Annotated in this window: 24 protein-coding genes; 13 read left to right on the forward strand and 11 right to left on the reverse strand. The window is 70.9% G+C overall.

Translation table 11 applies throughout. The features are described from left to right. The first annotated feature begins 213 nt into the window (after positions 1–213). Positions 214–1,437, forward strand: a complete 1,224-nt coding sequence (locus G443_RS19180) for an NADP-dependent isocitrate dehydrogenase (RefSeq protein WP_026419427.1) — start codon at positions 214–216, stop codon at positions 1,435–1,437. 253 nt (positions 1,438–1,690) lie between these two features. Then, positions 1,691–2,026, forward strand: coding sequence for a hypothetical protein (locus G443_RS19185; protein ID WP_026419426.1), 336 nt, complete (start codon positions 1,691–1,693; stop codon positions 2,024–2,026). A gap of 424 nt (positions 2,027–2,450) precedes the next feature. On the opposite strand, the gene G443_RS19190 is transcribed toward G443_RS19185, so the two are convergent. Beyond that, positions 2,451–3,563, reverse strand: a complete 1,113-nt coding sequence (locus G443_RS19190; RefSeq protein ID WP_026419425.1) for a methyltransferase domain-containing protein — start codon at positions 3,561–3,563, stop codon at positions 2,451–2,453. Between the two features lie 466 nt (positions 3,564–4,029). On the opposite strand from G443_RS19190, the gene G443_RS19195 reads away from it, so the two are divergent. After that, complete coding sequence (locus G443_RS19195) at positions 4,030–4,836, forward strand: exodeoxyribonuclease III (RefSeq protein ID WP_026419424.1); 807 nt, start codon at positions 4,030–4,032, stop codon at positions 4,834–4,836. A gap of 108 nt (positions 4,837–4,944) precedes the next feature. Here G443_RS19195 and G443_RS19200 read toward each other — a convergent pair whose 3' ends face one another. Together G443_RS19200 and G443_RS19205 are read right to left on the reverse strand one after the other, a co-directional pair. Further along, positions 4,945–5,298, reverse strand: coding sequence for a DoxX family protein (locus G443_RS19200; RefSeq protein ID WP_026419423.1), 354 nt, complete (start codon positions 5,296–5,298; stop codon positions 4,945–4,947). Then, on the reverse strand, positions 5,295–5,606 hold the full coding sequence (locus G443_RS19205) for an antibiotic biosynthesis monooxygenase (protein ID WP_026419422.1): 312 nt from the start codon (positions 5,604–5,606) through the stop codon (positions 5,295–5,297). Before G443_RS19205 ends, G443_RS19200 begins: the two co-directional genes overlap by 4 nt. Before the next feature lie 177 nt (positions 5,607–5,783). Between G443_RS19205 and G443_RS19210 the strand changes: the two genes are divergently transcribed. Next, a complete protein-coding gene (locus G443_RS19210; protein ID WP_026419421.1) occupies positions 5,784–6,695 on the forward strand; it encodes a sigma factor in 912 nt (303 codons plus the stop codon). Between the two features lie 133 nt (positions 6,696–6,828). On the opposite strand, the gene G443_RS19215 is transcribed toward G443_RS19210, so the two are convergent. Continuing rightward, complete coding sequence (locus G443_RS19215; protein ID WP_026419420.1) at positions 6,829–7,572, reverse strand: CPBP family intramembrane glutamic endopeptidase; 744 nt, start codon at positions 7,570–7,572, stop codon at positions 6,829–6,831. Between the two features lie 101 nt (positions 7,573–7,673). Here G443_RS19215 and G443_RS19220 point away from each other — a divergent pair, with 101 nt between their 5' ends. From G443_RS19220 to G443_RS19245, 6 genes are all read left to right on the forward strand, one after another. Next, positions 7,674–8,357 carry a TetR/AcrR family transcriptional regulator gene (locus G443_RS19220; RefSeq protein ID WP_081715533.1) on the forward strand — a complete coding sequence of 228 codons (684 nt, stop codon included), beginning with the start codon at positions 7,674–7,676 and terminating at the stop codon, positions 8,355–8,357. Between the two features lie 73 nt (positions 8,358–8,430). Then, positions 8,431–9,225: an SAM-dependent methyltransferase gene (locus tag G443_RS19225; RefSeq protein WP_026419419.1), complete on the forward strand. Its 795-nt coding sequence runs from the start codon at positions 8,431–8,433 to the stop codon at positions 9,223–9,225. A 259-nt stretch (positions 9,226–9,484) separates the two neighbouring features. Continuing rightward, complete coding sequence (locus G443_RS19230) at positions 9,485–9,949, forward strand: hypothetical protein (protein ID WP_155886196.1); 465 nt, start codon at positions 9,485–9,487, stop codon at positions 9,947–9,949. Between the two features lie 191 nt (positions 9,950–10,140). Further along, entirely contained in the window at positions 10,141–10,587 is a 447-nt protein-coding gene (locus G443_RS19235) for an SgcJ/EcaC family oxidoreductase (protein WP_035292489.1), read from the forward strand. A gap of 310 nt (positions 10,588–10,897) precedes the next feature. Then, positions 10,898–11,158 (forward strand): hypothetical protein, encoded by a 261-nt coding sequence (locus G443_RS19240; RefSeq protein ID WP_030104393.1) that lies wholly within the window; start codon positions 10,898–10,900, stop codon positions 11,156–11,158. 80 nt (positions 11,159–11,238) lie between these two features. Then, positions 11,239–12,417, forward strand: coding sequence for a YhjD/YihY/BrkB family envelope integrity protein (locus G443_RS19245; protein WP_051314110.1), 1,179 nt, complete (start codon positions 11,239–11,241; stop codon positions 12,415–12,417). A 155-nt stretch (positions 12,418–12,572) separates the two neighbouring features. Here G443_RS19245 and G443_RS19250 read toward each other — a convergent pair whose 3' ends face one another. From G443_RS19250 to G443_RS19275, 7 genes are all read right to left on the reverse strand, one after another. Further along, positions 12,573–13,007: an Imm1 family immunity protein gene (locus tag G443_RS19250; protein ID WP_026419416.1), complete on the reverse strand. Its 435-nt coding sequence runs from the start codon at positions 13,005–13,007 to the stop codon at positions 12,573–12,575. Between the two features lie 378 nt (positions 13,008–13,385). Further along, positions 13,386–13,814 carry an Imm1 family immunity protein gene (locus G443_RS19255; RefSeq protein ID WP_162147319.1) on the reverse strand — a complete coding sequence of 143 codons (429 nt, stop codon included), beginning with the start codon at positions 13,812–13,814 and terminating at the stop codon, positions 13,386–13,388. Positions 13,815–13,819: 5 nt separating this feature from the next. Continuing rightward, positions 13,820–14,200: a DddA-like double-stranded DNA deaminase toxin gene (locus G443_RS25895; RefSeq protein WP_026419415.1), complete on the reverse strand. Its 381-nt coding sequence runs from the start codon at positions 14,198–14,200 to the stop codon at positions 13,820–13,822. Positions 14,201–14,363: 163 nt separating this feature from the next. Then, positions 14,364–14,624, reverse strand: coding sequence for a hypothetical protein (locus G443_RS19260; protein WP_026419414.1), 261 nt, complete (start codon positions 14,622–14,624; stop codon positions 14,364–14,366). 14 nt (positions 14,625–14,638) lie between these two features. Next, positions 14,639–15,097 (reverse strand): hypothetical protein, encoded by a 459-nt coding sequence (locus tag G443_RS19265; protein WP_026419413.1) that lies wholly within the window; start codon positions 15,095–15,097, stop codon positions 14,639–14,641. Next, on the reverse strand, positions 15,094–15,249 hold the full coding sequence (locus G443_RS19270) for a hypothetical protein (RefSeq protein ID WP_155886195.1): 156 nt from the start codon (positions 15,247–15,249) through the stop codon (positions 15,094–15,096). Before G443_RS19270 ends, G443_RS19265 begins: the two co-directional genes overlap by 4 nt. A 2-nt stretch (positions 15,250–15,251) precedes the next feature. Further along, positions 15,252–15,683, reverse strand: coding sequence for a hypothetical protein (locus G443_RS19275; protein ID WP_026419412.1), 432 nt, complete (start codon positions 15,681–15,683; stop codon positions 15,252–15,254). Positions 15,684–16,505: 822 nt separating this feature from the next. Between G443_RS19275 and G443_RS19280 the strand changes: the two genes are divergently transcribed. The 3 genes from G443_RS19280 to yhjD all read left to right on the forward strand — a co-directional run bounded on the left by G443_RS19280 (position 16,506) and on the right by yhjD (position 19,261). Then, positions 16,506–17,708, forward strand: coding sequence for an NsdA family TPR-like regulatory protein (locus tag G443_RS19280; protein WP_504919249.1), 1,203 nt, complete (start codon positions 16,506–16,508; stop codon positions 17,706–17,708). 11 nt (positions 17,709–17,719) lie between these two features. Next, on the forward strand, positions 17,720–17,974 hold the full coding sequence (locus G443_RS19285) for a hypothetical protein (protein ID WP_026419410.1): 255 nt from the start codon (positions 17,720–17,722) through the stop codon (positions 17,972–17,974). 192 nt (positions 17,975–18,166) lie between these two features. After that, positions 18,167–19,261, forward strand: a complete 1,095-nt coding sequence (yhjD, locus tag G443_RS19290; RefSeq protein WP_026419409.1) for an inner membrane protein YhjD — start codon at positions 18,167–18,169, stop codon at positions 19,259–19,261. Positions 19,262–19,289 lie beyond the last annotated feature (28 nt).

Raw genomic sequence — 19,289 nt, forward strand, 5'->3', positions numbered from 1 at the left:
CGAAGATCACCCGATCTTGGGAGGTTAGAGGGTCCGCGAGACACGCCCGGCACGGGTCGTCGGCACCGGGTGTCGTCGACGTGGAGCGGGCGGCGAGCCGTCAGACCGAACCGTGATTCGTGGACGACGCCCTGTCCAGCACCGCACGTATACCAGTACGCTTGTACCGCTTGGACGGTACGCGGTGACACGGGAGAGGAGCGCTCCGGCGCCATGAGCAGCAAGATCAAGGTAGAGGGCAAGGTCGTCGAGCTCGACGGCGACGAGATGACCAGGATCATCTGGCAGTTCATCAAGGACAAGCTCGTCCACCCCTACCTGGACGTCGACCTTGAGTACTACGACCTGGGCATCGAGAGCCGGGACGCCACCGACGACCAGATCACGGTCGACGCGGCCAACGCGATCAACAAGCACGGGGTGGGCGTCAAGTGCGCCACCATCACGCCGGACGAGGCGCGGGTCGAGGAGTTCGGCCTGAAGAAGATGTGGCGGAGCCCGAACGGCACCATCCGCAACATCCTCGGTGGCGTCGTCTTCCGCGAGCCGATCATCATCTCGAACATCCCCCGGCTGGTGCCGGGCTGGACGCAGCCGATCATCATCGGCCGGCACGCCCACGGCGACCAGTACAAGGCCAGTGACTTCAAGGTCCCCGGCCCGGGCACCGTCACCATCACCTACACCCCGGAGGGTGAGGGCGAGCCGATCGAGCTGGAGGTCGCGAACTTCCCGGAGGGCGGCGGCGTCGCCCTCGGCATGTACAACTACCGGAAGTCGATCGAGGACTTCGCCCGCGCGTCCTTCTCCTACGGCCTGCAGCGCGGCTACCCGGTCTACATGTCGACCAAGAACACCATCCTCAAGGCCTACGACGGCATGTTCAAGGACGTGTTCGCCGAGATCTTCGAGAAGGAGTTCAAGGCCGAGTTCGACGCCAAGGGCCTCACCTACGAGCACCGCCTCATCGACGACATGGTGGCCGCCGCCATGAAGTGGGAGGGCGGCTACGTGTGGGCCTGCAAGAACTACGACGGTGACGTGCAGTCCGACACGGTGGCGCAGGGCTTCGGCTCCCTCGGTCTGATGACCTCCGTGCTGATGAGCCCCGACGGGCGCACCGTCGAGGCCGAGGCCGCCCACGGCACGGTGACCCGGCACTACCGGCAGCACCAGCAGGGCAAGCCCACCTCGACGAACCCGATCGCCTCGATCTTCGCCTGGACCCGGGGCCTGGCCCACCGGGGCAAGCTGGACAACACCCCCGAGGTCGTCGGCTTCGCGCAGACGCTGGAGAAGGTCGTCATCGAGACCGTCGAGAGCGGCAAGATGACCAAGGACCTCGCCCTCCTGGTCGGCGGCGACACGCCGTTCCAGACCACCGAGGAGTTCCTGGCGACCCTGGACGAGAACCTGGCCAGGAAGGTCGCCGCCTGACCGAGGGCACGACGCCCCCTCCGGCACGGCACCCGAGTCGGCCCCCGAACCCCCACGGGTTCGGGGGCCGACGGCGTTCCCGCTCCTCCAGGACGGCCACGCACGCCACGCCCGCCCCCGCGCACCCGCCCGGCGTCCGAGCCGTGGACCACCCCCGAACGAGTGGATTCGGCGGGAGTGGGTCGGTAGTGGCCGCCGAGGTGACCCAACCTGGAACCGCGGTTCTCTGACGGGCGACCTGGTGGATCGGGGGATGGTCGAGGTGGCGTCGAAGCGGGTGTGGGCTCTGGTGGGAGCGACGGTCCTCGGGGTCGGTGTCATCGTCATGGACCAGAGCGGGGACGGGGCGGCCCACCAGGAACGCCGGCTGCGGCCCCTGTTCGGCAGCCCCTGCGAGTACGAGGTGGTGGCCGGTCACTCCCCGGTCCGAGCGGGGCCGGCGCACGACGAGCCCACCATCGGTGGCCTCGACCGGGGAGTGGTGACCGGCACCCAGGAGAGGGTGGAGAACGGCTTCCGCAAGCTGGGCAACGGCCGGTGGATCGACGACGGAGACCTGCGGCACGTCTCCGGGGAGCTGTGCCGCTGACCCCCGCGCCGGTCACCCCACTGGTGCCGGCCGCGCGCCCGGGTGTGACATACCCCCTGGTCGGGGGCCCTCCGCCCGGCGACCTACCGTGGCGTCCGATCGGTGTTCAGCGACGTCCTCGACTCGCGACCGGACGCGCGCACAGCGCTACGGCACGGCCCGGCCGCCGAACCGCACGGACGAGCGCCACCAGTTCGCGGCCGCGCCGCGTGCGCCGCCGGTCCCCGCTCGACGACGGCAGCCGCGGGTGACGGTCACGGGTTGACGCGCTGGTTCGGCTCGACGCACGGTCGAGGCGGATGCTGGCCGGTGAGCGAGCGGATCGCTCGGGCCCAGCACGCGGACAGAGGGCCGGGCGCACCGGCGGGCGACGGAGCCGCCTCCGCGTCCTGGAGGGTTCGTCGCGACCTCGGGCTCCGGCCGATCAGAGGCCGAGTGACCACCGGAGCTGGCTGTCCGGCGCGTCGAGCCACACGTCGTGCGTGCCATCCTGTTGAACCGTGAGCCCGTACCGGTCCGAGGTCGGCTTGCCAGCGTCGAGCCACCAGGAGTACGCCGCGTCCACTTCGTCCCACAGTCGGCGGGGGCCACGCTGCCGGACCTCGAACGCGTCGGCACCACGCACCATCGCTACCCGTGCCCATGACCGAGAACCCGCGTCGTGGAACTCGATCATCCGGTGGTCGTCGTCCAGGTCTTCCACGGTGAGATAGCAACTCGGCACCCGGAGCCCGATCGTGAGGGCCGCACGAGGGAACGCGGTCACCTCGAACAGTTCACGTCCGCCGAGTGTGGTCACGCTCCTGTCCGCCTCGCGTGCCTCGTCATCGGTGGGGTCGAGGTAGACCCGTCGCTGGTGGCGAACACGCATGAACGCCAGGCTCACACCCAACCGGCCGGCCGCCGAGCCGTCCTCGTGGACTTCCAGCCGGGTCAGCGCGTCATCCCCGTAGTCGGTACCCCACGGGCTCACGATCACGCCGCCTGGCCGTGTCTGGTCGATCCACGATCGAGGGACCCTCCGGACCGAAGCCGTGCAGATCACGCGGTCGTACGGGGCACCGGGTGGGTACCCCTCGGTGCCGTCCGCCGTCGCCACGACGGGGCGATGGCCAGCACGAGTCAGCGCACGGCGTGCGGTGTCGGCGAGGACAGGGTCCACCTCGACCGACACCACGTGCCCGCCCTTCCCGACGCGCTCGGACAGCAGAGCGGCGTTCCAGCCGGTACCGGTCCCGATCTCCAGGACCCGGTGACCCTCGCGCACGTCGAGATGGTCGAGCATGGCGGCGACCAGCGACGGTTGACTACACGAGCTGGACGGCTGGAGACCGACCTCGCCGGGCCGCGTCTGACCGTCATCTACCTGAGTGACAACCGGTTCGTCCTGCTCGACCAGAGCACGCCAGCGGGTTTCGTCGTCCTCGCGGGTCACCGAGGTGAAGCCGTCCGAGGTGGGGTCCTCGACCCACACCACGGCCGGGATGAACCGCTCACGCGGCACGGGCAACCGTTCGCGCCATTCGGTCACGGTCACCTACTCCTTGTCGTCGCCGTCGTGCTTGTTGCCGTCATCCTTCTCCCCCCAGTTCTCCCACTTGTCCGGCTGCGGTTCGCCCTGTCCATCTCGGTCCGCGTCGCGTTTGCCCATCTCGGCTCCTCCTGTCGCTGAATGATCGCCGCTTCAGACTGCCGGAACGCGGTATCGCCGTGGAAGACATCAGGCCGGAGCGAGTTATGCGACAACGCGACTACGCGAGAACGCGACTATGCGAGAACACGACTGGAACCTTGCCCAGATCGACGCCGTGAGCGGCCTCGACGCGCCGAACACCAGCCGGCTGGAGGCAGGGCACCGACGGAGACCTGCGGCACGTCTCCGGGGAGCTGTGCCGCTGACCCCCGCGCCGGTCACCCCACTGGTGCCGGCCGCGCGCCCGGGTGTGACATACCCCCTGGTTGGGGGCCCTCCGCCCGCCTCGGGTGGCTTGTAGTCTCGCGGAGTGCTGACGGTATCCACGGTCAACGTCAACGGTCTCCGCGCCGCCGCCAAGAAGGGCTACCAGGAGTGGCTGGCCACGACCTCGGCGGACGTGATCTGCCTCCAGGAGGTGCGGGCGAACCCGGAGGACCTGCCGGCGGCGATCCGCACACCCGAGGGCTGGCACACCGTGCACGCCGAGTCCGACCAGAAGGGGCGGGCCGGTGTGTCACTGCTCAGCCGCCAGGCACCGGAGGCGGTGCGCGTCGGCTTCGGTGACAGCGAGTTCGACCGGTCCGGCCGTTACGTGGAGATCGAGTTCCCCGGTCTCGTCGTCGCCAGTCTCTACCTGCCCAGCGGTGAGGTGGGCACCCCTCGGCAGGACGAGAAGGAACGGTTCATGGAGTCCTTCTACGCCTACCTGGTGGAGCGGCGGGAGAAGAGCGAGGCCAGTGGTCAGGAGGTGCTGGTGTGCGGTGACTGGAACATCGCGCACCAGGAGATCGACCTGAAGAACTGGAAGGCCAACCGGAAGGCGGCGGGGTTCCTCCCCGAGGAGCGGGCCTGGCTCGGCCGGGTGTTCGACGAGGCCGGGTACGTGGACGTCCACCGGCGGTCGCACCCGGAGGGGCCCGGCCCGTATACCTGGTGGTCCTACCGGGGGCGGGCCTTCGACAACGACTCCGGGTGGCGCATCGACTACCAGGTGGCCACCCCGGGCCTCGCGGAGCGGGCCACCTCCGCCGTCGTGGAGCGGGCGGCCAGCCACGGCGAACGCTGGAGCGACCACGCCCCCGTCACCATCACCTACGACTGGTCGGTCGACTGACGGGCATCCCGCGCGGGTACGGCCTGGCCTGGCCGTACCCGCCGTTGGTCGGGACGGGCCGCCGTCGACCTCCCCCACACCGGTCCCGCCGGCTCGACGAGCCCTCGGTCACCGCAGGAGCAGGACCACGAGCGAGGCCACCGCGAAGCCGAGGAACAGGGCGGGGAAGGCGATGTTGTGGAGGACACGGGCGCGGACGTGGGCCACGATCGCGCCCAGGTAGAACAGCACCAGCCCGGTGGCAGCCGCCACCCCGAGCCACCCCAGGCCGAGGAGGCCGAGGACCAGGCCGAGCGCGCCGGCGGCCTTCAGGGTCGCCAGGGCCGGCAGCCACCGCTCCGGGACCCCGACCTCCGCCGAGTTCGCGAGGACGAACCGGGCACGAGCGAAGTCGGCGACGGCGATCCCCAGGTTGAGCGCGACCGTGATCGCGACGACCAGCACGCCCAGCGCCGCCGTCACCTCCCCACCTCGGTCCGCCCCGCGACCCGGTAGAGGCCCGGCGTGGCGGTGGCGATCCTCGACACCTGACGCGCGTACGCGGCGGCGTCCGGGTCGTTCTGGGTCGCGGCGGCGTCCTCGGCGGCTCGCCAGCTCGTGTGGTTGATCACCCGTCGGCCGTCGACGCTGGCGTAGAGCACCGTCGAGAGGAACCCGGGACGATGCCGGATCACCTGCTCCACGGCCTCGGTGAGCAGCGCCACCAGTTCCTCCTGCCGCTCGGGTTCGACCTCCAGGACGTTGACGAACGTCACGGTGTCCTCGGACATGTCCCTGCCCCTTCCCGGGTCCCGGCCGGTCCGGTACCCACCACCCCGGGATGACGAGGCGGGGGCGCCGATCGTCAGGGCCGGGCACGGTTCGCCTGGAGGGCCTGACACTGGTGGCCCCCGTCTCGTCAGGGGAGAGTGGGGAAGGCGCTGTGGCGGGAACGGGAGGTGAGCGGTGTGCCGGGCGACGAACGAGGGCCGCTGATGGCCGCCGCGTACCGCATGCTCGGGTCGGTCTCCGACGCGGAGGACGCGGTCCAGGAGGCCTACGCGCGTTGGTACGCCCTCGACGACGACCGCCGCCGCGAGGTCCGGGTCCCGGCCGCGTGGCTGATGACCACCGTGAGCCGGATCTGCCTGGACACGTTGCGGTCGGCCAGGGTGCGGCGGGAGCGGGCGGTCGGTGAGTGGCTTCCCGAGCCGGTGCCGGGGAGCCCGGCCTGGACCAGCTGCGGCGCGAACGGTGTCCCGGACGACCCGGCCGAGAAGGCGGCGCTCGTGGGGTCGCTCGACCTGGCCGTGCTCGTGGTCATGGAGACGATGAGCCCGGCCGAGCGGGTGGCCTTCGTCCTCCACGACGTCTTCTCCTACCGGTACGAGGAGATCTCCCCGGTGTTGGGCCGCACGCCCCACGCCTGCCGCCAGTTGGCCTTCGAGGCCCGTCGCAAGGCACGGGCGGCCCGCCCGGGGCACGCCGACCTCGGCGGGCGGGTGCCGGTGGAGGCGCGCACCGCCTTCCGCCGCGCCTGGGAGGCGGGTGATCTCACCGCCCTCGTCCGCCAGCTCGCCCCCGAGGTGCGGGCGGTCGTCGACGGTGGCGGTCTCGTCAGCGCACCGGCCGAGCCGGTGCGCGGGGCGTGGGAGGTCGCCGGCACCTTGCTCGCGGTTCGCGGTCGTCAACCCGACCTGGTGATCGACGAGGGGGAGGTCAACGGGAGCCCCGGTCTGGTCACGCGGGACGCCGACGGCACGGTGCTCGCGGTCGTCGCACTCGGAGTGGCGGCCGGAGTCGTCCACCGGGTGTGGGTGGTGCGCGACCCGAGGAAACTGCTCCGTTGGAATGGCGTCGGTGCGGGGAGCGGTGCCTGAACCGGCCCCGGGGGAGGGCCGACCCCGGGGCGGGTCGGCCGGCCGTCCTCACCGCCGGGTGGCCGTCCACCGTCGGGCCGGTCGGGGCGCGGCGCCGCTCACCCGCGGTCGCCCTCCCGGGTAGGTCGAGGGCTCACAGCAGGCCGCTGGCCAGCAGGAAGATCGCCGTGCCGTGCGCGAGCACGGCGGGGGTGAGCCCCCGGCGGAGCCGCAGGTACGCGCAGATCAGCCCTTCCAGGAGGGTGAAGACCAGCAGCGGCCACCCGACGTCGGTGACGGTCGAGGCGAGGAAGGCGTGGCAGGTGGCGAAGAGGACGCCGGAGAGCACCGCCGACCGCGTGGGGCTGAAGGTCCGCTCGAGTCGCCCCTGGAGGAAGCCCCGGAACAGCACCTCCTCGGCGAGGTTGCCGGCGAGGGCCAGGAAGAGCAGCGCGGGGAGGAGCGTGGCGGCTACCTGGCCGCCGCGCTCCTCCAGGGGCCACGCGAGGGAGAGCAGCAGGACGGGCGCGGCGGCCAGCACCCCACCACCGAGTCCCAGGGCCACGGTGCTGGGGCGGAGGTCGCCCCAGCGGACCAGCGAGCGGAGGTCGGGTGCCCAGCGCAGGACGGACCCGGTGATGAGCAGCGTCGACGCGCCGAACACCAGCAGGACCGCGGCGTCGTCGGTGAACCGGAGCCAGGGGACGGTGCCACCGACGACGCCGAAGGTCCAGAAACCGGCCGGGGTCATGGCGTCCCGGATGAGTACGAAGCCGAGGATGAGCAGCACGATCCGCAGCAGCGGGTCACGGTCGCCCCGGGTCAGCCAGAAGCACAGGACCACCAGCAGCAGGCCGGGACCGATCCGCGCGCCGTAACCCAGGAATTCGAGCAGCACGAAGAAGTTCTCCTCAGAAATGGTGTGAAAGCGCCGGTCAGGGCGCTGGAAGCCAAGAATATGAGCTATGCTCAGGTTTTGGTACTCGCATTGGAGGAGCCGTGTACGCAGCCCGGAAACGGCCTCGCCAGCAGCGGTCGCGGCACACGGTCGAGGTGATCCTCGAAGCCGCCGCTCAGCTTTTCCAACGGAACGGGTTCAACGCGACCAGCACGAACCACGTCGCGGACCGGGCGGGTGTCTCGATCGGCTCCGTCTACCAGTACTTCCCCAACAAGGACGCCCTGCTGGTCGCCCTGGCCGAGAGACACCTCGACGCCGCGCTACGCGGGTTGGGGAGCGTCTTCGACGAGATCAGGAGGGCGGACCTGGGCCTGGAGGCCGCCCTTCGCGTGTTGGTCGGCGCGGTGGCCTCGGCGCACCGGGACCGCCCCGAGCTGCACCAGTTGCTCTTCGACCAGGCTCCGCGCGTTCCCGAGCTGGTGGCACGGCTCCGGGACGGCGAGCGCCACCTCGCGGCGCTGCTCGCCGCAGAGCTGCGGCGGATGGGACGCGGTGGCCCCGACGCCGAGGTCAACGCCCTCCTCGCGGTCCAGGGGATCGAGGCGCAGCTGCACGGCGCCTACCTCCACCCACCCGCCGGCGTCGACAGGGAGGCCGTCGTCGAGGCGGTCACGGTCCTGTGGTGCCGGGCACTGGGTGAACCGCTGGTGCCCGACCACGCCACCGGAGGGCACGACCACCTCGAACGCCGCCACGCCCCGGGCGCGGATCACCAGGTGTGATCAACTCGGTGGTGCGCGTGACGCCCCGCTCGCCTAGGCTTCGGGGCTCACCCGGCGGTGGGAGGTTCAGCGCATGTCCGAGATCGACGTGGATCGACCCAACCCCGCTCGGATCTACGACTACCTGCTCGGTGGATCGCACAGCTTCGCCGTCGACCGGCGGTTCGCCGAGGAGATGGTGCGGGTCGACCCGATCGTCCGCCCGGCGGCCCGGGCCAACCGCGAGTTCCTCCGCCGCGCGGTGCGCGCGGTCCAGGGGTTGGGGATCAGGCAGTTCCTCGACCTGGGGGCGGGGCTCCCGACGATGGGCAACGTGCACGAGATCGCGCAACGGGAGGACCCGGGCGCCCGGGTGTTGTACGTCGACAACGACCCGGTGGCCGTGGCGCACTCCCGCAACATCATCGAACGCGAGCACATCTCCCACGTCAGCGCCGAACAGGCCGACGCGCGCGACGTCGACGCCGTGCTCGACCTCGCCAGGCGGGACCTCGACCTGAGCCAGCCCGTGGCGGTCCTCATGGTGGCCCTGCTGCACTTCGTGCCGGACGATGACCACCCGGTCGACCTGGTGGAGCGCTACCGCGACGCGGTGGTCCCCGGTTCGGCCCTGGCGCTCACCCACGTCACCAGGGACGGTCAGGGCGAGCACGTCACGGAGGTCTACGAGGCGTACCGGTCCCGCGCCACCTCCCGGCTGGTCGACCGGTCCCGTGACCAGGTGGCGGAGTTGCTGGCGGGCTGGGAACCGCTCGACCCGGGCATCAGCTGGGCGCCGTCGTGGCGGCCTGACGGACCCGCCGGTCCGTTCGCGGGTGAGCCCTCCGCCAGCGGCATCTACGCGGCCGTCGGAGTGCGCCCCGCGTAGCGCTCGGCGGGCCGGGCCTGGTGTCGCGACGACGAGGACGTGACCGAAGGTCATCGGAGATTGCCGTCGAGGGTCACCCGTTCACGCCGAATGCCGTCCCTTCCGGGGAAGTGCGTCAGGTGACGGATACTCGCACGGATCCTTCAACAGAGTGAATTAGTCCCTCGGGTTGGTGAAATCAACCGCCGAACGGGTGGCGTATGGTCGCTGCTCCGAATCGCACTGTGCGTCGGAACAGGTCCACTTCTGGAGGAAGACCGTGCGACAGCCATCCCGAATCGTGGGTGTCTCCCTCGCCGCCGTGCTGGTCGTGGCGGGCTGCGGCGGAGCGGAGGAGGACACCGAGTCCGCCACCGGGAACCCGGAGCCCCAGGTGAGCGCGGAGCAGCGGCCCGGGGAGCCCGAGGTCGCGGAGACCAGCGAGGAGCGGGACGCGGACGACGCCCCGGCCGCCGACGGCGAGTGGGAGTCCATCGTCGAGGACAACGTGGTGGCGACCCTGGTGGTGGACGGTGACACCGTGAACACCACCGGCCCGCTGTCCTGCCCCGGAACCCTGGACGACTCGGAGGAGGACCTCCGGATCGTGCTCGAGTGCGAGACGCCCGACCGCCACCGTGACGCCGGCACGATCGAGATGCACCCCGACGGCGACCGACTCGTCATCCAGTGGGACGGGGAGGCCTGGGGAGGGATGATCGACAGCTTCGTGCGGATCGGCTGAGCCCGCTCGTCGGGGTCCCGCCGGTCGCGCTCGACGCGAGGGACCGGGCCTTGGCCGCCAGCGGTTCGGCCTCACCCGATGCGCGGCGGCATCCCCGCGCGTCCCGGTCAGCGTGGCGGATCCCGCCGGCGCCTCCCCGCCACATCCGCGCCCTTGACCTCCACATTGGTCGAGGTCCTAGTGTCGCGATCATGCCTGGAACGAGGGAGACCGTGACGGCGACCGACAACGCCACCGACCCCGAGGGGGACACGGCGGCCATCCGCCGCATCATCGAGGAGAGCGAGACCGCCTACAACACCAACGACGCCGAACTGATGGTCGCGCACTTCGCCGAGAACGCGACCATCACCACGGCCACCGGAACCCGTGTCACGGGCCGCCAGGCGATCCTGGACCACACCCGGGCCGCGCTCACCGGGTTCCTGCGCGACCAGTACGTGCGCTACGAGGTCACCGACGTCACCTTCCCAGGGCCTGGCCTCGCCCTGGCGCACAAGTCGGCTCGCGCCGCCACCGCCGGCGGGGAACTGATCGACCGGGAACCCTCCATGGTCGCGACCTACGTCCTCGTCCGCGAGGGAGGTCGGTGGTGGGTGACGGCCCGGCTGAACACCCTCGTCGCCACCTGGGGGTAGCCGACCCCGGGCGCCGCGCACGACGAGCGCGGTGCCCGGCGCCCCTCCGCCCGAGCCCTCCCGAGGTGCGGCGTCTCGGAGAAAGGCGCGAGAGCGCTCGACATCCGCTCGCCGCGTGGCAGGATGGGCCGCGTTGACGGGAAGGGGTGCCTTCCGGTTGACGGGACCCAGCCACTAGCCTGTGTGGAGTCTTGAGCCCACCGAATGTTCGATACGGCTCTGCTTTCCGCGAACGTTCGGTAGTTCTCCGCACACTCGTCTGCCTCTCGTCCACCCTTATGGACCAGAGGGCCAGCAGGGAGGCGCAATTGTGAGCACGGCGCGTGTGGTGTCGCGGACGGCGACCGCCCTGGTCGCTGCCCTGTTATGGATGCTGGCGGGCATCACGCTGTCCGCCCAGGCGACCACGGCGGAACCGCGTGACGCGGCACCGGTCGACGCGGACGTGAACCTCGGGATGGCGTTCGGGGGCCCCGTCGGGACCATCGCGATCGGGATCGGAATCCTGGGCTTCGTGCTCGGGCTGGTCCGCCACCGGCGCAAGTCCGCCGTCGCCGGCAACCAGCCCTGACGGCCTGGGCCGTCACCTCGGCCCGCCCATCGCCGCACGTCGGATAGCCTCCCCCCGGACAGCGGGGAGGACGGCGGACGGTGGGGCGAAGAGCGAACCGGCCCGGTCGAGAGGGCGGACCGGGCGACGACGCACCAGGTGGCCGGCGGGGGCCGGGGGACCGCGACGAGCGGGAGGAACCGGCCGCCAGCGGTCGACGAGGAAGCGGTGACCAGGAGTTCGACCCGCTGGACCGGGTGTTCCGGCTCGTCGGCCGGTTCCACCGGCTCCGGCGGCGGCACTACTGGCTCGATCACCTCGTGGTGGCGGCCGAACGCTACCGGGACAGCAACGGCAACCACTACGCCGCGGCGATCACCTACTACAGCGTGCTCGCCATCGTTCCTCTCCTGCTCCTCTCCTTCACCGTCGCCGGCTGGGTGCTGGCGCCGTTCCCCGCCGCGCTCAACCAGTTCGAGCGCATCCTGCTCGACGCGGTGCCAGCCGACCTGATCGGCGGTGCGTTGGAGGTCGCGGTGAACGCCGCCTCCAACCGCAGCTCAACGGTGGGTGTGCTCAGCCTCCTCGCCGCCGTCTACTCGGGTCTCGGGTGGATGAGCAACCTGCGCGACGCGTTGACCGCCCAGTGGGGGCCACTGCGCGGTGCCCGGAGGTCGTTCTGGCGTACCAAGCTGCTGGACCTGGCGGTGCTCGCGAGCCTGGGCGCCGCCGTCGTGCTCTCCTTCGCGATGGTGCTCGTCGGGCGCGACGTCGCGGTCACCGTGTTGCGGGCCTTCAACCTCCACGAGTTCGGTGCGCTGTGGCCGGTCGCGTTGGCGGTGCTGTCGGTGGCCCTGTCGATGTCCGCCACCTTCCTCGTCTTCCTGTGGGTGATCTCCCGGCTCCCCCGGAAGACGGTCGCGCTGCGGACCGCCGTGCTCGGAGCCCTGGCCGGGTCGGTCGGCATGGAGCTGCTCCGCCACGCCGTGGCGCTGTACCTGAAGGTCGTGTCCAACTCCCCGAACGCGGCGGTGTTCGGCTCGCTGTTCGGACTGCTGATCTTCTGCTACCTGATGTCGCGGTACCTGCTGTTGATCACTGCCTGGACGGCGACGGCCAGGGAGAACGCAGAGCCCGTTGCGCTGCCACCCCCAGGGCCAGCGGTGATCCGCCCCGTGGTGCGGGTCTCGCATGGTCTCGGTACCGCCGTGCTCACCGGAGTCGTCGGGGTGGCGGTGGCGGTCGCGCTGAACTGGCGACGCCGGACCGACCGCCGGTAGCGGGAGGGCGAGCGGGCACCTGCCTGGGAGCGGCGAGGCCGAGGCCCGCGCGGTCTGGTTCCGGGGCGTGTGTTCGGACGCCACCCGGTGGCCGTTGCCCTCGGGGCCACCGGGACGGTGCTGGTCGTCCGCCTGGCCTGGGTCGGTTCGGCCGCTCAGTACCACATCCCGGGTTGCCACTGGACGCACTCCGGCCGGCGGCCCGTCTGGAAGTACTCGGTGACGGCCCGGCGCACCTTCTCGATCGGTAGTGATGCCGACGGTGGGAAGAACAGCGGAACGGACGGGTCGAAGTCGACGGGTTCACCGTCGAACGGCGTGGGGTTCAGGCTGTCCCACGGGCCTGGCTCGCCGCTCCGCACCGGGCCGATCCAATTGAGGGCGCCCACTCCTCGGGCGGGATCGGTAAACACCCGCAACTGCCAGTCGGGTCCACGCCCGTCGTCGCTGACTCGGTGGCTCCACACGTAGAGAAGGCTGGCCCAGGCGGGATGGGGCTCATCCACGACCAGCCGTACGAGCGCGTCCCGTTCGGCAGGAGTTGTCGCATACCGCCAGTCATTGTCGACGACGGCGCTCACGATGTTCACTTCGCTTTCCCTTCGATGACAGTTGGCCGCGTCCTGCCCGGTTCCCACACGGTCATGGAAAAACCGACCGGCGAGATCGCTGCGACAGCCTGTATACAGCCCCAATCACCGTCACGGACCTGTGGTTAATCACTACAACCGAGTGAGTGACGCCTGATTCCGCCTGACGTATCGCAAGCTTGACCTCGACGTGGGTCTCGGCGTCGGCGGTCGCGCGATCGCGCGGCGGATGTTCGGGGAGCGGGTCGGGTGGCGAGGATGAGGCCTGCCAGGTCTGACTCCAGCCCGCACCCGGACGCCGTTTGTTCGCCACTTCCCTCGGGGCCGCCAGGACGTCGCCGGTCGTCGGTTTCTGGCGCCCAGTGACTTCGGTCGGACTCAGAACCGATCCCCCGGCTGCCACCGCACGCACTCCGGCCGGAGACCTGTGCACAAGTGTTCCGCAACCGCCCGGCGCACATCCTCAATCGGCAACGCCGCCGACGGCGGGAAGTAGGACGGGACGGAACCGTCGAAGAGGATTGGCTGCGCCTGCGGGTCGGCGAACGGGTTGAAGGTGTCCCACGGCCCCAGCTCGTCGCTCGGGACTGGTCCGATCCAGTTCATGGCACCTATTCCCCGGGCCGGATCGGTGGACACCCGGAGCTGCCAGTCGGGCCCCCGCACGTCGTCAGCGACTCGGTGGTCGCAGACGTAGAGGAGGCTGGCCCAGTCGGGATGGGGTTCGTCCACGACCAGCCGTGCGAGAGTGGCACGCTCCGCAGAAGTCGTTGCGTATTGCCAGTCGTTGTCCACGACGGCGCTCACCACGTTCACTGTGCTTTCCCTTCGATGACGGTTGGCTTCGTCCTGCCCGGTTCCCACAATGTCATGGAGAATCCGACAGGCAGGATCGCTGCTACAGCCTGTATACAACCCCAATTACCCCGGCAGACCCTGTGATTGATCACTACGACCGTGTGGGTGACCCCTGACTCCGCTTGGCGCACAGCGAGTTTCGTCTCGACGTGGCGCGCCACGTCGACGATGGCCAGGTCGCGTAGCCGGTGCTTCGGGAATATGTCGCTGGTGGCGAGGATGAGGCCCGCCAGGTCCGACTCCGGCCCGCGTCCGGACACCACCCGTTCGCCGCTGCCCTCGGGTCCGCCCAGGATGATCCCGGTCGTCTGCCCGCCCTGCGATCGCTGTGGCAACTAGTCTCGGGCCCAGGCCACCCAGGCGGCGCCTGTCCCCGGGGCCGCTTCCCACGGGGTGTTCGACGGGTGCGGCAGCGGACGGCCCCGGGGTGGTTCGTCGGCCGGGGCGGGGTCGTGGGTGCCGTGCACCACCCCACCGGCTGGCGGCCCAGGGGCCTGGTCAGATCCCGAAGCCGCCCTGAAACGTGGCCATCAGCCGCACCAACTGCTCGCGCAACTGCTGCTGCTGGTTCGCGGCCATCGCGATCGACTGGCGGATCCGCTCCAGCTGCGCCAGGACCTCGGCGTGCCGGGCGGTGCCGTTGAGCACCGCCAGGTGCCCGGCGACCTCGTCCATCCGGCCCTGTTCCTGGCTGAGCCCGTAGGGCTCCAGCAGGGTGGTCGCGGCCTGTAAGCCTCCGATGATCTGCTGCATGTCCACGGCGGTTCTCCTGTTCAGGTGAGGGTGTCGACGGCGGCGGCGGAGGCGGCCTGGCCGATCAGCTCCCCGGCCCGCTGCGGGTGGGTGAGCGTCAGACCACGGTCGTGGGGTGGGCGCCAGAGCACGGGAAGCACCCACGTCAGCGGCGGGGCACCGGCGGAGGTCAGGGTGAGGACCTTCCCGCCCAGTCGGGACAAGCTCGTCACCATCAGGGACGCCACGATCCCGGGGCCGGTGGTGATGGCCGTGGCCACCGCGTCGGCGTCGGGCACCAGGAGCGCCCCGGCCACCCGCCGGGCCTGCACGCACGGCAGACCGACCGGTTCGGCGGGGGCGTGTTCGGGACGCAACACCACGCCGAGCCGGCTCGCCTCCACCCGCAGCGGCACCGGCCGGTACTGGGCCGGCCACCACACCACCACCTCGCCCACCGCGTTCCCGGGCATGACGACGTCGGGTGGTGGGCCGCTCATCGAAGGCCCCCACCGAGGAAGGGGCGGACCCGGCGGGCTCGGTGGGGCAGGGCGTAGCGGCGGATGCGGGAGGCGGGCCGTGCGTCCACCCGGGGGAGCAGCAGGGTGACGGCCTGGGTGACCGAGTCGGTGATCGTGGCGGTGGGGATCACGGTCACCGCCTCGGCTGGCACTGGTCGGCGGCCTGGTCCAGCAGGCGGGCCAGGGACCGGGCCGGGCCGGGGCCCAGCATCAACGGCCAGTACGCGGCGACCTGGGAGGCCGATCGCAGCGTCAGCCTCGCCCCCGAGGCCAGGGCCCCGGGCATGGCGGTGGGTGCGACGGACAGCGTTCGGGTCGTGGGTCCGATGTGCGCGGGGACCGCCAGGCGTCGCCGGGTTCGTAGGGCGGCGGCCACCTGCCGCACGCCCGAGGGCAGCACCAGGAACCTGGTTCCGCTGCCGACGAGGGCGACGGCGGAGCGCTCGACGGTGAGGGTGAGGGCGAGCGTGGTGAGCCGGCCGGTCGGGTCGACGGCGGGGACGGTGGCCGACCACTGGCGGCTGGTCCGTCGGGCCGGGGCGGTCACCTCCTCGGCTCCGTCCACAGCGGCAGCACACCGGCGAAAGCGGGGAGGGTGGGGGTGGTGGCGGAAGCGTCGAACGCCACCACCCCCGCCGGCCCGCGCCGGGGCGCATCGGTTGTGCGGGCCGGCTGCCGGGTGGGGGCGGCGGAAGTGTCGGGGGACTTCGCCGCCCCCGGTCGTCCCCCGGTTCGAGCGCGCGGGGTGGGGGACGACGGTGGGGGTGGTGTGGCGGCGGGCTGCCCTCCCGCCACCACACCGGGCCGGCCCCCAGGAGGAGGTGGGGCCAGCCGCTGGAAGGGGACGGCGCCGGGGGACGCCGTCCCCGGCCGGGCACACCTCGGGGAGTCGGGCGACGTGTCCGGCCTGTCCTGAGCTCGCAGGGCGAGGAGTTCCGCGACCGACACGCGGCGCGCGGGCGGTGGCGCGGGCGACGGATCGGGTATGGGGCCCGGACTGGTTCGGCGGTCGACGACGCACGCCGCCGTCCAGAACGCGCCTCCGACCAGCGCGCAGATCCCCACGAGCACGAGCCCGTCCACCCCTACCTCCAGTGATTGTATGATCGCTGTCGGTGATCAATGGTCTTAGGGTTAATGCACGTTCTGACAGTGCGGTCAAGGCCGCAAACAAACCCTCAATTCCGTCGAACACCCCCCATGAATGGCTATGATCAGAGGGCCCGGGAATCGTGGAGGCACCATGACCAAGGGGACGCCGACTCCGAACCTCGCGCTGGATCGCGCGCTGCGGCACCTCGGATGGACGCTCGCGGTGGCGGCGGAACGCGTCAACGAAGCATACGAGGAAAGAACCGGGAGTCCTGGTGCCTAGGACGCGGAGTCCATTCGGAGACTTCTGAGGGGGAAGGTCACGTGGCCGCACCCTGACTATCGGGCCGCGCTCCGAAGCGTGTTCCGGGTCCGTTCCGACAGTGACATCGGGTTCTACAGCACGCGTCGCCGGACCACGGCGAAGCTGAGGGGGGAAAGGGAGAAGGAGGAGGACGTGCGTCGAATAGATTTCCTGCGCGGACTTGCGGCGGTCACCGGTAGCGCGCTGACCGGAGGGAGCCTCGCGGCGACCCTGGATGACGCGGCTCGGACCACCGCCACCGCACCACAGGTCATCGGCAAGGAACACGTAGCACAGGTCAGGGACGCCACCGCGCTCCTCCGCTCCAGTGACCACGCGGGCACCCCCCTCTCCTTGCAGGCGATGGCGGGTCAGCTGCGCTGGGCCGTTGAACTCCTGGACGCCTCGGCGTCCCACCAGGACCGGGTCGACCTGCACGCCGAGGTGGGGAACCTGGCCGAGGTGGTCGGTTGGGCCTACTTCGACCAAGGGCACCACCACAGTGCGGACAGGTACTTCCGCATTGGCCTGCACTGCGCTGATGTCGCGGGGAGTTGGTGGCTCAGGTCCGAGATCCTGTCGGACATGGCCCGGCAAGCCATCTACATCGGGCAGCCCGACGAAGCGCTCACCCTGCTGGGCGCGGCACGAGTTCGCGAGGACAGGATCTCACCCCTGCGCCGCGCCAACCTGTCGGCAGTGCAGGCGCGCGCACACGGGGCGCTCGGGAACGCCGAGGAGTGCCTGCGTTCCGTCAAGCAAGCCGAGGACCATTTCAATCAGCACGACAGAGAATCTGACGACAAGGATGATCCGAACTTCGGTGAATACGCGACCTACTACAGCGCGGCGCAGCTGCACGGCGACACGGCGGGCGGGCTGTCCAGAATCGCGGCCAGGGGTGTGCACTTCACTGAGACGTGCCGGCGACTGCGGTTCGCGGTCGATCACTACCCAGCCGAATACTTCCGGTCCGCGCTGTCCAGCCAATCGAGGCTGGTCGCCCTGCTGCTGCGGCACGGCGACCAGGACGAGGCTGCCGCTGTTGGGATGCAGGTGCTGGGGCAGGTGCGAGGTATTCCGTCCCGGCGCCTGCGGGACAAAATCGCCGAGATCCGCGCCGCCGCGCGGGGCAACTACCGTCCAGTGGCTGAACTTCGACAGAAGGCCACCAACGTCCTCCACCGCGCCTGATGGGAGCAAGCATGAACACGGACACCCCCGCGCGCGACGCGGTCGCCGAGCTCGTCGCGGGGGCGGGAGCCGTCGTGTCCCCGGCCGTTGATGCGTTCGTGCGGGCGAGGGCCGAGGATCCGCACTCCGTCGTGCGCACCGTCCTCGCCAGGCTGTCCGGTGGGATGCGCGCGGAGGGGGCGCCGGCCTACGGCCTCGGCTCCGCTCGGCTGACCGTTCTCGACGTCCTGGACCGACAGGTGACCGTGGTGGTCACCGCCGACTAGCGCCGGCCGGCCCTTCCCGAGCGCCCCCATCGAGCCCCCGCGCCCCGGGGCTCCGACCGGTCCTCGCGACCCCCGGATCCTGCCGGAGGTCGCGGGGACCAACCATGCCGTCATTCCTGACCGACGTCGTCGGCGTCCGGCGGGCGGCGGGCGTGATCAGCGGGAGCGGCGAACCTGGGTGAGACTGTCCGGATGAGCCAGGAGCACCGGAGCCCGGCCCAGCGGGCCGGCGACGTCGGACGGAACGCCCAGTCGACCCTGGGCCGGATCCGCGACCGGCACCCCGGGCTCGACCGGTTGATGCGGGCGGGCACCCGGTACTCCGAACACCACGGCGACCACTACGCGGCGGCCATCACCTACTTCAGCGTCCTCGCGTTGGTGCCGCTGCTGATGGTCGCGTTCGCGGTGGCCGGGTTCGTGCTCTTCAACAACCAGCAGCTGTTGGACCAGGCGCGGACGGCGATCACCGAGGCCGCCCCAACCCCGGACCTCAGCTCCACGTTGAACGAGGTCGTCACCCAGGCCATCGACCAGCGCACCGTCGTCGGCATCCTCGGGCTGCTCACCGCCCTCTACTCCGGTCTTGGCTGGATGACGAACCTCCGCAACGCGTTGACCGCGCAGTGGAACCAGAGCTTCGAGCAGCCGCCGTTCGTCACCCGCCTGGTCCGCGACCTGCTCGCGTTGGTCGGCCTCGGGTTGGCCCTGGTCGTCAGCATTGGCCTGACCGTCGTCGGCTCGGCGTTCGCCAGCGAGATCCTCGACCTGTTCGGGGTGGAGCGGACGGCGGCGGCACGGGCTTCGCTGTGGGTGGTGAGCCTGCTGCTCGTCCTCGCCGCGAACTGGTTGGTGTTCACCTGGGTACTGGCGAAGCTGCCCCGGAAACCCGTCACCCTGCGCTCCGCGATGTGGGGTGGGCTGGTGGCGGCGGTGGGGATCGAGCTGCTCAAGCAGCTCGGCGGCGTCTACCTCCAGTCGGTGGCGCGGTCCCCGGCCGGCGCCGCCTTCGGTTCGGTGCTCGGTCTCCTCGTCCTCATCTACCTCGTGGCGCGGTTCCTGCTGTTCGTCGCGGCCTGGACAGCCTCGGCCACGGAGAACCTGGCGCACACCGACGCCGCCGGCCACCAGCCGCCGGCGCCGCCGGTGTCGACCGAGCTGCCGGTGGCCCTGAGCCGCACCGACGACCGGACCGGCCTGGGAGGGAACCGGCTGGCGGCCGGGATGTTCGGGGTCGGGGTGTTGACCGGTCTCGGGGCCGGCAGGTGGTGGCGACGCCGAGGCTGACGAGACCGACGGGGCTGAGGCTCCCCAC

This window comes from Actinoalloteichus caeruleus DSM 43889 (assembly GCF_000429185.2).
Lineage (GTDB): Bacteria > Actinomycetota > Actinomycetes > Mycobacteriales > Pseudonocardiaceae > Actinoalloteichus_B > Actinoalloteichus_B caeruleus.